Source organism: Herminiimonas glaciei, assembly GCF_042664955.1.
In the GTDB taxonomy this organism is placed as follows: Bacteria; Pseudomonadota; Gammaproteobacteria; order Burkholderiales; family Burkholderiaceae_D; genus Oxalicibacterium; species Oxalicibacterium glaciei.
The window spans coordinates 677,697-691,865 of the sequence record NZ_JBHTBU010000001.1; the positions used below are offsets into that span (position 1 = coordinate 677,697).

The following is a 14,169-nucleotide window of genomic DNA, read 5'->3' on the forward strand; positions in this document are numbered from 1 at the left end:
CATTACATCGTATGGGCTTGTTCTCGTTTCTTCGTAAAAATCAGCAGGAATCATCGGTCGGCAAGAGCGATTTTTATTCGCAGGCTGATGAGGAAAAGCCGGCTCGCGGCAAACGCAGGCAGGGCAACAGACGCGAGGAACCGGTTGATCCGGTCTTGCCAGAAAAGAAACGTGCGCGCCGCCGCCTGGTTGGCGCAATTGCACTGGTTTTGGCCGCGGTTATCGGTTTGCCGATGATCCTGGATTCCGAGCCTAGGCAGCTGCCCGACGATATTGATATCCAGATTCCATCCAAAGACACCCCGGCGCCGGCAGCGCAAGCCAAGGCCGGCCTGGTGGCCAAGGCCGACACGAGTGCTGCGCGCAATTCACTGAGCGCGGAGGAAGAGATCGTTGAGCCGGAAGCACCGGCCCCAGTCGCCGCGCCCAAGGAAACACCGAAGGAAACGGTAAAAGCCGAGCCAAAACCTGCCGAAGCGGAAAAAAAGCCCGCAGTTGCTAGCGCCAAGCCTGAAGCCGCAGAACCAAAAGCCACGCCGCATGCTCCAAGCGTAAGCAAGGCGGACGATGCCGCCCGGGCCCGCGCTATCCTGGAAGGGAAGCCGGTCGCATCCGCCACTCCTCACGCATCCGGTAAGGTCGTACTGCAGGTCGCAGCACTGGCATCACAGGACAAGGTCAATGAATTGCAGAAAAAGCTGCAGGCAGCAGGTTTGAAGTCATATACGCAAAAAGTGGCGACTGAATCGGGTGAGCGTATCCGGGTTCGCGTCGGCCCATTTGCCAATGAAGCAGAAGCCGAAAAAGCACGCGCGAAGCTGACCAAGATAGGTTTGACCGGCAAGTCGGTTCCGGGCTGATGCGCGGTCAGGCATAAAGCAGACCGATAAGCAGACCGATTGTGACGATTTTTGATTATCTGGTTTTATTCGTACTGATTTGCTCTGTCGTTATCAGTACCCTGCGCGGGCTGGTGAAGGAAATTTTGTCCCTGCTGAGCTGGATAGTGGCATTTTTCGTTGCCAATGCCTATGGTGAAACATTGGCACAATGGTTGCCGGAAATGGTGCCGGGCAAGACGGCACGCCTGATCGTGGCTTTCATCGTATTGTTCATCGGTGTGCGCATCCTGATGGGCTTGCTGACGATGGCGCTGGATGCGGTGATCAAGGCTTCCGGCCTGACACTGGCGGATCGCGGTCTGGGTGGTTTGTTCGGTCTGGCGCGTGGTTTGCTGATTGTGCTGGCGGCGGTATTGCTATGCGGGATGACGGCGATTCCGCAGCAGCCGTTCTGGAAAAATGCACTGTTTAGCCCGCTGGCAGAAACTGCCGCGCATACGGTCAAACCTTTCCTGCCGGGCGAGTTTGCGCAGCACATAGAATTTTGATTCACCATAATATAAATAATTCTTAGTTTTAATTTTGCTTTAGTTGAGGAGTCCACCATGTGTGGCATTGTTGGCGTTGTTTCTCACACCCCTGTCAATCAATTGATTTATGACGCGTTGCTGCTGTTGCAGCACCGTGGTCAGGATGCAGCCGGTATCGCTACCGATAACGGCAATACATTCAGCATGCATAAGGCGAACGGCCTGGTACGGGATGTCTTCCGCACCCGCAATATGCGTTCGCTGTTCGGCAATTCCGGGGTCGGCCAGGTCCGTTACCCGACTGCCGGTTCTTCCAGTGCGGAAGAAGCGCAACCGTTCTACGTCAATGCACCGTTCGGCATCATCATGGCGCACAACGGCAACCTGACGAACTGGGAACAGCTCAAAATCGAGATGTTCAAGAATGATCGTCGTCACATCAACACCACTTCCGATTCGGAAGTCCTGTTGAACGTGCTGGCACATGAAATCCAGCAAGCGACCACCGGTTACTCGCTCGATCCTGCCGCGATTTTCAAGGCCGTGGCTATGGTTCACAAGCGTGTCCGTGGTTCGTATGCGGTAACCGCACAAATCGCCGGTTACGGCCTGCTGGCTTTCCGCGATCCTTTCGGTATCCGTCCGCTGTGCATAGGTTTCAATGAAACCGAAAAAGGCACCGAATACCTGGTTGCCAGCGAATCCGTGGCACTCGAAGGCCTGGGATTCCGCTTCCTGCGCGATGTATTGCCAGGCGAAGCGATCTTCATCGATATCGACGGCAAACTCTACAACCAGCAATGCGCTGAAAATCCAACGCTCAATCCATGTGCGTTTGAGTATGTTTATTTTGCCCGCCCTGATTCCATCATCGATGGTGCGTCGGTCTACGCGACCCGCCTGAAAATGGGTGAATACCTGGCAGAGAAAATCAAACAGGAAATCCCGCTCGGTGATATCGACGTGGTCATGCCTATCCCTGATTCGTCGCGTCCGGCAGCGATGGAACTGGCGCAAAAGCTGAACATCGAATACCGCGAAGGTTTCATCAAGAACCGTTACATCGGTCGTACCTTCCTGATGCCGGGACAGGCTATCCGTAGCAAGTCGGTACGTCAGAAACTGAATGCGATCGGTTCCGAGTTCAAAGGCAAGAATGTATTGCTGGTCGATGACTCCATCGTCCGTGGTACCACCAGCCGTGAAATCGTGCAGATGGCGCGTGAAGCCGGTGCGAAGAAAGTGATCTTTGCTTCTGCAGCACCACCGGTGAAATATCCGAACGTGTACGGTATCGATATGCCGACCCGTGCAGAATTGATTGCCTACGGTCGCAGTACCGAAGAAGTGTGCCGCGAAATCACTGCTGATGCGCTGATCTATCAGGATATCGAAGCCCTGAAGCGTTCGATTTCGGATGTGAATCCGGCCTTGAAGAGCCTGGAAGCCTCATGCTTTGACGGCATCTATGTGACCGGTGATATTTCGCGTGACTACCTGGATCGTATCGAATTCGCCCGCAACAATCCGAAACCGGAAGTGGACGATGCGATTCGCTCGCAATTGAATTTGAATCTGGCACAGGTAGATTAAGTTTTAATTTAATCGACGTTACAGCCATGCCTGATTTGCACGCGCAAGTGTGCATTCAGGCATTTTTTTCTTGGCCATCATGACTGACTCCAAAAAATACGGTTTTACCACTACCACCTTGCACAGCGATCGCCAAAAGGCGATTGAACATGGCTCCCTGCATAAACCTATCCATACCTCTGTCACCTTCGGTTATAGCGATGCGCGTGAACTGGCGACCGTATTCCAGGGTAAGAAACCCGGCTATCGCTATGGCCGCCAGGGCAATCCGACCGTCGCTGCGCTGGAAGACAAAGTGAACAAGATGGAAGAAGGTCTTTCCACCATCTGCTTTGCGACCGGCATGGCCGCGATCGGTGCAGTGGTGCAAGCCTTATTGCGCGAGGGTGATCATGTGGTTTCGTCGGCCTTCCTGTTCGGCAATACCAATAGCCTGTGGCAAACCGTAGGGGGACAGGGCGTACAGATCGCCATGGTTGATGCGACCGACGTCAAGAATGTAGAGGCTGCGATCCAGCCGAACACCCGCATCGTCTTCGTTGAAACCATCGCCAATCCACGTACCCAGGTCGCGGATCTGGCACGTATCGGCAAGTTATGTGCTGAGCGCGGCATCCTGTATGTGGTTGATAACACCATGACTTCGCCTTATCTGTTCCGTCCGAAAACAGTAGGCGCCGGCATCGTCATCAATGCACTGACCAAATCTATAGGCGGCCACGGCAATGCATTGGGTGGCAGTCTGACCGATACCGGCTTGTATGACTGGGCGCGCTTCCCGAACATCCTCGAAACCTATAAGCGTTACCCGACCGCGCAATGGGGCATGGCGCAAATCCGTGCCAAGGCCTTGCGCGACTTTGGCGGTTCGCTGGGGCCGGAAGCGGCACATCACCTGGCGGTAGGTGCCGAAACCATGGCGCTGCGCCTGGATCGTGAATGTGCGAATGCGCTGGCTGTTGCGCAGATGCTGGAAGCCGATGAACGGGTGGCTGCGGTGTATTACCCGGGTTTGAAGTCGCACCCGCAGCATGCGATTTCGACGGAACTGTTCCGTGCCTATGGCAGCCTGTTCAGTTTCGAACTGAAGGATGGCATCGATTGCTTCGATTACCTGAACCGCCTGCAACTGGGTGTGTCAGCCAGCAATCTGGGTGATACCCGCACGTTGGTGATCCCGGTCGCACACACCATTTTTTATGAAATGGGTGCCGAACGTCGCGCCAGCATGGGGATTGCAGAATCACTGATCCGTGTCTCGATAGGTATCGAAGACACGGCTGACCTGGTGGAAGACTTCCGCCAGGCGCTGGATGCCTGATTCCGCTAGCGCTATTAAGGCAGCAGTGTTTTAGCTGCCAGCGCGTCCAGCACTTTGGTGCTGGGTTGCGGCACAAAAGTTTGCAGCCGTATCATGAGTGCCAGCGGTGTTGTTTCATGCATCATCAATGAGGCTTGATTGTCTTTCACAAAACCTTGCGCCACCTGGTTTTGCAGGAAGGCGATCAGCCCGTCATAAAATCCATCGACATTGAGTACGCCTATCGGTTTTTGATGAAAACCGAGCTGCGACCAGGTCAGGATTTCAAATAATTCCTCCAGCGTTCCTATGCCGCCCGGCATCGCAACGAAACCATCCGACAGCTCCGCCATCAAGGCTTTGCGTTCGTGCATGTCCTTCACTACATGCAAATGCGTGAGCTCCCTGTGCCCGACTTCCTTATCCATTAAAGCTTGCGGAATCACGCCGGTGGCTTTGCCGCCGAGGCGCAGGATTTCATTGGCAATCACGCCCATCAAACCGACGTTGCCGCCGCCATAGACGAGCGAAATGTGATGATCGACCATTTCTTTTGCCAGCGCGCGCGCAGCTTCGGCGTACACCGGTTTAGCTCCATAAGAAGAGCCGCAATAAACACAAAGAGATTTCATTTTCGGTACAGGGAGAGGGTGATTAGACATGCTGATGTTGCAGATGCGGGTTTGCGCCAGGCGCAAACCCTGCGGTGTGGCTTAAGCAGTTTTTACTGCCGCTTTACGTGCTGCCGGTTTTTTCGCTGCAGCTTTTTTGACAGGTGCTTTCTTAGCCGGTGACTTCTTGGCTGCGGGTTTGGCGACTGCTTTTTTCGCTACGGCTTTCTTTGCCACGGTTTTCTTGGCAGCGGTTTTTTTGCCAGCACTTTTCTTTGCTGCCGGTTTTTTTGTCCCGACGGCCGCCGCGCCTTTTTTGGTTAACGTATCGATGCGCTTATGCAGTGCTTCCAATTCTTTTTTGGTTGATACGCCAAAATGATTGAGGGAATTGGCGACGGTGTTTTCGATTAGTTGTTCCAGTTTGTCCCATGAGCTGGATGCCTGTTTGCCGACGTTATTGCTGAGTTTGAGCAAGCCGTCGGAGACATCCGCAACTTTGCTTTCAGCGATTTTACGCGTGCGCTTGTGCAGGCTGCTCCCTTTCTTGGCTAGCTTGGCGAGTACTTTCTCACCTTCCTGCTGGGTCTTGGCAAATGCTTCCAGCCCGGCTTGCCAGATTTGTTGGGCTGATGCGTGTACGCCATCAGTCAATTGTTTGCTTCCTGATTTCGTTGTTTTTTTCAGTTTCTTTACCATGTGACTTCTCCGCTGTTTGGTTAAACAAAAATGCCTGTACAGGCATGGCACGTCAATCAAGATGAATACTGAAGGTACGACTCATTGTAATGATCTACCTAAGCATTGACCATAAGGAATCAACAAGATTCACTTTTGATGCCAAATAGCGGAGGTGAGCGGGGCGGGAAGCCTGGCCTGCACGAGGGCAGGCACGGAGATTATTTGATTTTATTGAGCTGGACCAGCTTGGTGCCGGCGATGCGGTCATGGAGAAACTGACGGCTAGGATGGACGTAAGCAGCGAGTGCCCATGCCGCGACATTCGCACCAACAATCGCAACGGAAGTCCATGCCTTGGCATCCAAAGCCCATGCAATGGCAAGGCCCGGCAGGAACCAACCCCAGGCCAGGAAGTAGCGTGCAAGGGCATGTTTGAAACCCAATGCTTGACCATCTACCGTCACCAGGCGGATACGCCATGTTTTCATGGGCAAGGTTTGTCCGCTATGTATCCAGAACCAGATGAAATAGACGCCGACCACAAAGAATAACCAATATTGCAGCGCATGACGCAGATAGAGGGCATTACGTTGCTGGAAAATCGTGGAGAACAGCAGGCCTGCAATTGCGACGACGCCGAATAGCAGGAGGCCTTCATAAATCATTGTAGTCAGGCGGCGTTTGATCGTTGGCGTATCAGAGCTGTTCAATGACATAAGGCGGTGGCGGCAGTTTTATTGTGATTGTACCGTAGGCGGGGTCACCGGCGCGGGAGCCGGTGGTGGCAACGAAGGCTGGATCGCTTCCTGGCGTGGTACTGGCTGTTTGGCCGGTGCCGCTTTAGGCGCGATCTTTACTTGCGGCGAATTTTGACCATTGCTTAGGCCGTTACTTTGTCCGTTGCTCAGGCGCGGCGGATTCACGATGCGCTTTGCCGGCGGCGTCGTTTCTGCCAATTGTTTTTTCTTTTCATCAGGCAGCTGTTGATACTCTTCCCACTGCTTGGCCTTTTGCTCGGCATTCAGTTTCTTCGCACGATTGTAATTTTCGCGCGCCAGCCGTCTTTGGTCAGGCGTCAGCTTTACCCAGTCGCGCATACGTTCCTGCATGCGTTCCTGTTCTGGTGGTGTCATGGTGGCAAATCGATTCGCCAGCTCCAGCCATTTTTCCTTACGGAAGGAATCCAGTTTGTGCCAATCGCCGGCCAATGGTGCCAGTGCTTGCTTTTGTGCAGGGCTTAATTTGTTCCATTCCGCCTTGCTATTGTTGCTATTGGTTTTGGCCGCGGCTGAAGGCGTTGCCTTGACTATCGGTTTGCTATTGGCCGCAGGAGTGGCCGGAGCAAATGTCGGCGCGCTAGCTGGCGCTGCTTGCGTTGCATGGGTATATGCAAGGGACAAGGCGAAGAGGGTAGTAGTGATTTTCCCGAGAGCTGATGTATTCAGGGAAAAAATCCATGCCTTCATGCCTATTTGTCCCCTTTTGCCAAAAATGCATCAAAACCGTGATCGAGATAAGCCGATATCGGCAAATCATCAGTTAATACTTCGGCATCAATGGATGCGGAATCCATGATTTGCTGATGTTGTTCAAACTGATAGGCGCCAATCAAACCGAACACCAGGGCAGCCAGCGGTACGATCAAGCCCATGCGACCCAACCAGGCCCAGCGATGATCCGACGACGGTGCGCCACCATAGGATGCCAGCGCGGGTTGTGCCGCGTAAGCTGGTGCCGCAATACCCTGTTTTTTGCGGGATAAGGCGATATTGCGTGCAGATGCCAGGCGTTCGGCGGTATTTGCCGACACCTGATTGGCGCTTTCATCCAGCGCATGACGCAGTTTATATGCGAGATCCAGTTCTTTGGTTTTCATAGGTAAATTCCTTTGGCTTTGAGCGCCTGAGCCAAGGCATGCGTTGCACGAGAACAGTGCGTTTTCACACTTCCTTCAGAGCATCCCATTACGGCGGCAGTTTCTGCCACGTTCAGATCCTGCCAATAACGCATCAGGAAGGCTTCTCGTTGACGTGATGGGAGATTTTGTACTTCATGTTCTATGAATTCGAGGACTTGCTTGCGTTCCAGCTTGACCAAGCCGGTCTCGGCGCCAAAGCTGCCTTCTTCCGCCTCTATCATATCCATCGCATCGAAATTTTCCTGATCTTCCTGTTTGTTGCCAAAACTGGAGAACAGGCTGATCCATGAGGTGCGGACTTTTTCGCGCCGGAAATAGTCGCGGATGGTATTTTGCAGGATGCGCTGGAACAGCATCGGCAGTTCAGGGGCGGGCTTGTCGCCGTATTTCTCAGCGAGTTTGATCATGGCATCCTGGACGATGTCCAGTGCCGATTCTTCCTTGCGAACCGCGTACACCGCCTGTTTGAAGGCACGGCGTTCGACATCTTCAAGAAAATCCGAAAGTTCTTTATCAGTTGCCATTGGATGCAGCGCATTCGAGGGAACGCTGCCGAGGGTGTTTCGGGATGAGATGTCTCAACAATTTGACAATCACGTTTTTAAACTGCACGCATGCTAGCAAAAAAGCCTCGTTTGCGGGCGTTTTTTGTGCAAAATCGTTGATTTCATACAGCTTTCCAGCGATTTAGCTTGACCAATATTGTGCAACGCAGTAACGTATCGTTCCCCTTTCCATCTCAAAGGGTACCCATGGTCTTTCTGCATATTGCGCATGATGCAATGTTGTTGGAAGGCGCGCTTCAAACAATTTGAAAGCTGTTTGCTCTAACCCACGCCACAAGCGTGAGAAATCCGTCATTGCCCCAGAACCTCTGGCTGAACGAGTCGCGTTAAGCGTCTTTTTGAAACACATTCACAGATGTGTGACGAATTGGCGTGACCGCACAAAAAAGGGACGCCTAAGCACTGGAGCATCAAGCGGTTTCAACAGGAGAGAGCATCCGATCAATTTCCAATGGACCTTGAAAGGACGTTAGCATGACCTCTGAAACAAGTACTAGCAGCAATAATAAAATCGGCGAAGAATTAACCGGCGCCGAAATCGTTGTCCGTTGCCTGGCCGAAGAAGGTGTTGAACATGTGTTCGGCTACCCTGGCGGTGCAGTGCTGTATATCTACGACGCGATTTTCAATCACAGCAAATTCCAGCATATCCTGGTGCGCCATGAACAGGCCGCCGTACATGCTGCTGACGCATATTCCCGCAGCTCCAACAAAGTCGGTGTTTGCCTGGTGACCTCTGGTCCTGGCGTAACCAATGCCGTCACCGGTTTGGCGACTGCGTATATGGATTCGATCCCGATGATCGTCATTTCCGGTCAGGTGCCTTCGCACGCGATCGGCCTGGATGCATTCCAGGAATGCGATACCGTCGGTATTACACGTCCATGCGTGAAACACAATTTCCTCGTCAAGGATGTCAAGGATCTGGCAGCGACCATGAAGAAGGCTTTCTTCATCGCGACCACCGGCCGTCCAGGTCCGGTATTGATCGACATCCCTAAAGACATCACGATGCACAAGTGCGTGTTCGAGTATCCGCAAGAAGTCGAAATGCGCTCGTACAAACCGGTAGACAAAGGTCACTCCGGTCAAATCCGCAAAGCTGTGCAGCTCTTGTTGCAAGCAGAACGTCCGATGATTTATACCGGCGGCGGTGTGATCCTGGCGAATGCTTCGGAAGAACTGAATCGTCTGGTGGATCGTCTCGGCTACCCATGCACCAACACCCTGATGGGTCTGGGCGCATACAAAGCCTCGAGCGACAAATTCGTTGGTATGCCTGGCATGCACGGTACCTATGAAGCCAACATGGCGATGCAGCACTCGGACGTGATGATTGCGATCGGCGCGCGCTTCGATGACCGCGTGATCGGTAACCCTAAACATTTCTCTGCAACCCCGCGCAAGATCATTCATATCGACATCGATCCATCGTCGATCTCGAAGCGCGTCAAGGTTGATATTCCTATCGTTGGTAACGTCAAGGAAGTGCTGGTTGAATTGCTGGCGCAACTGGATGCGGCTGATGCCAAACCGAACAGCGTCGCGCTGTCGGCATGGTGGAAGCAGATCAACGAATGGCGCAAGCGCGATTGTCTGAAGTTTACTGATTCGACTGAAGTCATCAAACCGCAATCGGTGATCCAGAAAGTATGGGAAGTCACCAAGGGCGATGCCTTCATCACTTCGGATGTAGGCCAGCATCAAATGTGGGCGGCGCAATACTATCCGTTCGACAAGCCGCGTCGCTGGATCAACTCGGGTGGTCTCGGCACCATGGGCGTCGGCTTGCCGTACGCAATGGGCGTACAAAAGGCAAATCCGGATGCGACCGTGGCCTGTATCACCGGTGAAGCATCGATCCAGATGTGTATCCAGGAACTGGCAACCTGCAAGCAGTACCACCTGACACCAAAAATTATCCTGTTGAACAATCGTTTCCTCGGTATGGTTCGTCAGTGGCAACAGCTGGAATATGGTTCACGTTATTCCGAGTCTTACATGGATTCCCTGCCTGACTTTAACAAGCTGGTTGAGTCTTACGGTCACGTCGGTATGAAGATCGAAAATCCGGCTGATGTCGATGGCGCACTGAAAGAAGCGTTCGACATGAAAGACCGACTGGTATTCATGAATTTCATTACGGATCAAACCGAAAACGTCTGGCCTATGGTCAAGACAGGCAAGGGTTTGACTGAAATGCTGTTGGGTTCGGAGGATCTGTGATGCGCCATATCGTTTCTGTTTTACTGGAAAATGAAGCGGGTGCCTTGTCGCGCGTAGTAGGTTTGTTCTCTGCGCGTGGTTACAACATTGAAACGTTGACCGTGGCCCCAACCGAAGATGCAACCTTGTCGCGGATGACAATTGTCACCAGCGGCTCGGACGATGTGATTGAGCAAATCACCAAGCATTTGAACCGTTTGATCGAAGTGGTGAAAGTGGTCGACCTGACCGAAGGTGCGTTTATCGAACGTGAGCTCATGCTCATCAAGATACGTGCAGTCGGTAAGGAACGTGAAGAAATGAAACGTACTGCAGATATCTTCCGCGGTCGTATCATTGACGTCACGGACAAGACTTACACCATCGAGTTGACCGGTAACAAAACCAAGCTCGACGCGTTTATCGATTCGATCGATCGCACGGCGATTCTGGAAACTGTCCGTACGGGCGGCTCCGGTATCGGTCGCGGCGAACGCATACTCAAAGTTTAAGTAGTTCATTCACACCAACAACACCATTTAGGAACATCATGAAAGTTTTCTACGATAAAGATTGTGATCTGTCGCTGATCAAAGGTAAAAACGTTGCCATCATCGGTTACGGTTCGCAAGGTCACGCGCACGCGCAAAACTTGAACGATTCCGGCGTCAAAGTGACAGTCGGTCTGCGTAAAGGCGGCGCATCCTGGGATAAAGTGAAGAACGCAGGTCTGAACGTTGCAGAAGTCAATGACGCAGTTAAAGCTGCTGACGTCATCATGATCTTGCTGCCAGATGAAAACATCGCTCAGGTCTACAACGAAAACGTTGCTCCTTACGCTAAACAAGGCGCAGTACTGGCATTCGCACACGGCTTCAACGTTCACTACGGTCAAGTTGTGCCACGCGCTGATCTGGACGTCATCATGATCGCGCCAAAAGCACCAGGCCACACCGTACGTGGTACTTACTCGCAAGGTGGCGGCGTGCCTCACCTGATCGCTGTGTACCAGGACAAGTCCGGCGTCGCACGCGACATCGCTTTGTCGTACGCAATGGCTAACGGCGGCGGCCGTGCCGGCATCATCGAAACCAACTTCCGCGAAGAAACAGAAACAGATTTGTTCGGCGAACAAGCTGTTCTGTGCGGTGGCGCAGTTGAACTGATCAAAGCTGGTTTCGAAACCCTGACCGAAGCTGGTTACGCTCCGGAAATGGCTTACTTCGAATGCTTGCACGAACTGAAACTGATCGTTGATCTGATCTATGAAGGCGGTATCGCCAACATGAACTACTCGATCTCGAACAATGCAGAATACGGCGAATACGTGACCGGCCCTAAAGTCGTCACCGAAGACACCAAAAATGCAATGCGTCAATGCCTGAAAGACATTCAAACCGGCGAATACGCGAAGAGCTTCATCCTGGAAAACAAGGCAGGCGCGCCTACCCTGATTTCCCGTCGTCGTTTGACAGCTGAACACCAAATCGAAGAAGTTGGTGCGAAACTGCGTGCGATGATGCCTTGGATCGCTAAAAACAAGCTGGTAGACCAAACTAAAAACTAATTTAGTTTTTACTACCACTGGGCATCATTCGGTGTTCGCTTGCAAGCGAACACCGCGCTCGGACGAAAAGCCACGCACTAGCGTGGCTTTTTTTTCGCCCTCACGTGCCTTGGATCGCTAAAAACAAACTGGTAGACCAAACTAAAAACTAAGTTTGATTTAACTAGCTGCTGGCATCAAACGGCATGCGCTTGCAAGCGCATGCCGCGCTCAGCCGAAAAACCACGCACTAGCGTGGTTTTTTTTCGTCTTCGCGTGCTTTGGATTGCAAAAAACAAACTGGTTGATCAAACCAAAAACTAATTTGGCCTAACTATCTGCTGGCTAGCCAATCTTGTAAAAAAGTGTGACGATTGCTGGTCAGAAAGAACTTAAGCCATATGCTGGCTGTCGAATCGCAGCTTGCCTTTCTTTTACGTTTTTTTGGGAGATATCACATGTCACAATTCAAAACCCTGCTGGCCCTTGGTTGCGTAGCCGCGAGTGCGACTGCATTTGCACAGTCACCAGCGCCGGTACAAACGACGGGTACCCTGGTCATCGTTCCTGCTTACGGCGAAGTCAAGCACGCAAATGACGAAGCGCGCCTGACCCTGATGGTGGAAGAGCAGGACAAGGACAAAGCAGCGGCAGCATCGCGCGTAAATCAAAAAATGAAGCAGGGTACCGAGATCGTGCGTAAAGCCGATCCACAGGCCGTGCTGAGTACACGTGGCTACTACACCTATGCGGTCTATCCGGAAGACCAGCCACGCCAGTCCAACAAAGCGCGCCAGCCTACCGCATGGCGTGTCGGCCAGTACCTGGAAGTCAAAACCACCAATCTGAATGCTTTGCCGAAGACAGTTGCGGCAGCGCAGGGCGTGCTGGCACTGAATGGCCTGCAATTCGGCTTGACCGATGCGACCGCGAAGAAGCTCGATGCCGAACGTATTGACGCCACCTATAAAAACCTGACTGAGCGTACCGCAGCGATTGCGCGCGCAATGGGGCGTAATCCGGCCGATGCCGTGATGGATACCGTGGACTTTGAAGGTTCCGGTAACTACGCAGAAATGGCTGCTGCGCCCAAGATGATGCGTGCTTCGATGGCTGCCGATGCGGCACCGGTTGAAGAGCCTAGTTTTGAACCTGGCGAAACCACGCTGAATATGCGTGTTGTAGGCAAGGTCAGGTTCCGTTAAGACTGCGCGCCATATCGGGGTCCTGGCCTCGATATGGCACTGCAACATAAAATCTGTTGATGGCCGCTGCTTCGGTAGCGGCCATTGTCGTTTTTAGCGCATTCCTGTCCCTGTTGCGGGGCAAGAATTATGTGATGTTTATGGCCGCCGTCAGCCGGTTGCATTGCCCGTCTGATACACTACGCCTCCTGATCCTCCATCCATAGCGCTAGCTGAAAACAGGATACGCATGTCAAGTTTCAATCGTCGAAAAGCGAAAAATAGCAAAGTTCCTTATACCAAGCCACGGCCGCTGGGCCGGCTTGCACGGGGCAACCAAAGCTTGTCCGCCGAAACGCAGGATGTTGCCGCGCCGCGCCCGACCTTGCGCCGCCGTGGCATTTACCTGCTGCCAAATGCATTCACGACCGCCGGACTGTTTTGCGGCTTTTATGCCATCGTGATGGCGATGAGCCAAAAGTTCGATTACGCGGCGATTGCGATTTTCGCGGCGATGGTGCTGGATGCGATCGATGGTCGCGTGGCACGCCTGACCAATACCCAAAGTGAATTCGGCGCGCAGTATGACAGCCTGGCCGATATGGTTTCCTTTGGTGCGGCACCGGCACTGGTGGTCTACGTCTGGGCGCTGCAGGATATGGGCAAGCTCGGCTGGCTCGCCGCCTTTGTATATTGCGCCGGCGGCGCCTTGCGCCTGGCGCGTTTCAATACCAATATCGCCGTAGTCGACAAGCGTTACTTCCAGGGCTTGCCCAGCCCGGCGGCAGCGGCGCTGGTCGCCGGTTTCATCTGGTTGATGCAGGACCTCGGTTTTGCCGGTCCGGACCTGAGCTGGATCGCATGGGGCATTACCCTGTATGCGGGCCTGACCATGGTGACCAACGTTCCTTTCTATAGCTTCAAGGACATTAACTTCCGCAAGTCGGTGCCGTTCATCGGGATCTTCCTGATCGTGCTGGCTTTCGTGGTGGTGTCCAGTGACCCGCCCAAGGTCTTGTTCGGCTTGTTCGTCCTGTATGGCCTGTCCGGCTACTGCGTGTATTTCTGGCGCATGGCCAAAGGCAAGCCGGTCAGCAGCATTGTACAAACCGAACTCGAACCACACGACGATCATTGATTTTTATCGTATAGCTTTCACCTTATAGCGCGATTCTTAAAGCGCAATTCCCAAG

General features: G+C 53.0%; 15 protein-coding genes. 9 read left to right on the top strand and 6 right to left on the bottom strand.

Annotated elements, in window-relative coordinates; genetic code table 11:
• Window positions 1-11 precede the first annotated feature (11 nt).
• The 4 genes from ACFQPC_RS02955 (at window position 12) to ACFQPC_RS02970 (ending at window position 4,286) form a co-directional block, all read left to right on the top strand.
• Entirely contained in the window at window positions 12-860 is an 849-nt protein-coding gene (locus ACFQPC_RS02955; protein WP_382270138.1) for an SPOR domain-containing protein, read from the top strand.
• A 41-nt stretch (window positions 861-901) separates the two neighbouring features.
• Window positions 902-1,390, top strand: coding sequence for a CvpA family protein (locus tag ACFQPC_RS02960; protein ID WP_012080012.1), 489 nt, complete (start codon window positions 902-904; stop codon window positions 1,388-1,390).
• Between the two features lie 57 nt (window positions 1,391-1,447).
• A complete protein-coding gene (gene purF / locus ACFQPC_RS02965) occupies window positions 1,448-2,965 on the top strand; it encodes an amidophosphoribosyltransferase (RefSeq protein ID WP_012080011.1) in 1,518 nt (505 codons plus the stop codon).
• A gap of 79 nt (window positions 2,966-3,044) precedes the next feature.
• Window positions 3,045-4,286 (top strand): cystathionine gamma-synthase family protein, encoded by a 1,242-nt coding sequence (locus tag ACFQPC_RS02970; protein ID WP_382270139.1) that lies wholly within the window; start codon window positions 3,045-3,047, stop codon window positions 4,284-4,286.
• A gap of 14 nt (window positions 4,287-4,300) precedes the next feature.
• Here the strand turns inward: ACFQPC_RS02970 and ACFQPC_RS02975 are convergent, their stop codons facing one another.
• The 6 genes from ACFQPC_RS02975 to ACFQPC_RS03000 all read right to left on the bottom strand — a co-directional run bounded on the left by ACFQPC_RS02975 (window position 4,301) and on the right by ACFQPC_RS03000 (window position 7,999).
• Entirely contained in the window at window positions 4,301-4,897 is a 597-nt protein-coding gene (locus ACFQPC_RS02975) for an LOG family protein (protein WP_382270140.1), read from the bottom strand.
• Between the two features lie 81 nt (window positions 4,898-4,978).
• Window positions 4,979-5,626, bottom strand: a complete 648-nt coding sequence (locus ACFQPC_RS02980) for a phasin family protein (RefSeq protein WP_382271858.1) — start codon at window positions 5,624-5,626, stop codon at window positions 4,979-4,981.
• A gap of 149 nt (window positions 5,627-5,775) precedes the next feature.
• Window positions 5,776-6,273, bottom strand: a complete 498-nt coding sequence (locus ACFQPC_RS02985; protein ID WP_382270141.1) for an RDD family protein — start codon at window positions 6,271-6,273, stop codon at window positions 5,776-5,778.
• 18 nt (window positions 6,274-6,291) lie between these two features.
• On the bottom strand, window positions 6,292-7,023 hold the full coding sequence (locus ACFQPC_RS02990) for a DUF3106 domain-containing protein (protein WP_382270142.1): 732 nt from the start codon (window positions 7,021-7,023) through the stop codon (window positions 6,292-6,294).
• Between the two features lie 2 nt (window positions 7,024-7,025).
• A complete protein-coding gene (locus ACFQPC_RS02995; RefSeq protein ID WP_382270143.1) occupies window positions 7,026-7,433 on the bottom strand; it encodes a DUF3619 family protein in 408 nt (135 codons plus the stop codon).
• Window positions 7,430-7,999 carry an RNA polymerase sigma factor gene (locus ACFQPC_RS03000; protein ID WP_382270144.1) on the bottom strand — a complete coding sequence of 190 codons (570 nt, stop codon included), beginning with the start codon at window positions 7,997-7,999 and terminating at the stop codon, window positions 7,430-7,432. Before ACFQPC_RS03000 ends, ACFQPC_RS02995 begins: the two co-directional genes overlap by 4 nt.
• Before the next feature lie 516 nt (window positions 8,000-8,515).
• Between ACFQPC_RS03000 and ACFQPC_RS03005 the strand changes: the two genes are divergently transcribed.
• The 5 genes from ACFQPC_RS03005 (at window position 8,516) to pssA (ending at window position 14,114) form a co-directional block, all read left to right on the top strand.
• A complete protein-coding gene (locus tag ACFQPC_RS03005) occupies window positions 8,516-10,267 on the top strand; it encodes an acetolactate synthase 3 catalytic subunit (protein WP_382270145.1) in 1,752 nt (583 codons plus the stop codon).
• Window positions 10,267-10,758, top strand: coding sequence for an acetolactate synthase small subunit (ilvN, locus tag ACFQPC_RS03010; protein ID WP_012080002.1), 492 nt, complete (start codon window positions 10,267-10,269; stop codon window positions 10,756-10,758). Before ACFQPC_RS03005 ends, ilvN begins: the two co-directional genes overlap by 1 nt.
• A 38-nt stretch (window positions 10,759-10,796) precedes the next feature.
• Window positions 10,797-11,813 (top strand): ketol-acid reductoisomerase, encoded by a 1,017-nt coding sequence (ilvC, locus tag ACFQPC_RS03015; RefSeq protein WP_012080001.1) that lies wholly within the window; start codon window positions 10,797-10,799, stop codon window positions 11,811-11,813.
• 437 nt (window positions 11,814-12,250) lie between these two features.
• Window positions 12,251-12,997, top strand: coding sequence for an SIMPL domain-containing protein (locus ACFQPC_RS03020; RefSeq protein ID WP_382270146.1), 747 nt, complete (start codon window positions 12,251-12,253; stop codon window positions 12,995-12,997).
• Window positions 12,998-13,226: 229 nt separating this feature from the next.
• Window positions 13,227-14,114 carry a CDP-diacylglycerol--serine O-phosphatidyltransferase gene (gene pssA, locus ACFQPC_RS03025; RefSeq protein ID WP_382270147.1) on the top strand — a complete coding sequence of 296 codons (888 nt, stop codon included), beginning with the start codon at window positions 13,227-13,229 and terminating at the stop codon, window positions 14,112-14,114.
• Window positions 14,115-14,169 lie beyond the last annotated feature (55 nt).

Bases quoted from the DNA above. Each gene is read 5' to 3' on its own strand.
- ACFQPC_RS02955 (WP_382270138.1), top strand. From the start codon at position 12: ATGGGCTTGTTCTCGTTTCTTCGTAAAAATCAGCAGGAATCATCGGTC.
- ACFQPC_RS03020 (WP_382270146.1), top strand. From the start codon at position 12,251: ATGTCACAATTCAAAACCCTGCTGGCCCTTGGTTGCGTAGCCGCGAGT.
- pssA (WP_382270147.1), top strand. From the start codon at position 13,227: ATGTCAAGTTTCAATCGTCGAAAAGCGAAAAATAGCAAAGTTCCTTAT.
- purF (WP_012080011.1), top strand. From the start codon at position 1,448: ATGTGTGGCATTGTTGGCGTTGTTTCTCACACCCCTGTCAATCAATTG.
- ACFQPC_RS02985 (WP_382270141.1), bottom strand. From the start codon at position 6,273: ATGTCATTGAACAGCTCTGATACGCCAACGATCAAACGCCGCCTGACT.
- ACFQPC_RS03005 (WP_382270145.1), top strand. From the start codon at position 8,516: ATGACCTCTGAAACAAGTACTAGCAGCAATAATAAAATCGGCGAAGAA.
- ilvN (WP_012080002.1), top strand. From the start codon at position 10,267: ATGCGCCATATCGTTTCTGTTTTACTGGAAAATGAAGCGGGTGCCTTG.
- ACFQPC_RS02970 (WP_382270139.1), top strand. From the start codon at position 3,045: ATGACTGACTCCAAAAAATACGGTTTTACCACTACCACCTTGCACAGC.
- ilvC (WP_012080001.1), top strand. From the start codon at position 10,797: ATGAAAGTTTTCTACGATAAAGATTGTGATCTGTCGCTGATCAAAGGT.
- ACFQPC_RS02990 (WP_382270142.1), bottom strand. From the start codon at position 7,023: ATGAAGGCATGGATTTTTTCCCTGAATACATCAGCTCTCGGGAAAATC.
- ACFQPC_RS02995 (WP_382270143.1), bottom strand. From the start codon at position 7,433: ATGAAAACCAAAGAACTGGATCTCGCATATAAACTGCGTCATGCGCTG.
- ACFQPC_RS03000 (WP_382270144.1), bottom strand. From the start codon at position 7,999: ATGGCAACTGATAAAGAACTTTCGGATTTTCTTGAAGATGTCGAACGC.
- ACFQPC_RS02975 (WP_382270140.1), bottom strand. From the start codon at position 4,897: ATGAAATCTCTTTGTGTTTATTGCGGCTCTTCTTATGGAGCTAAACCG.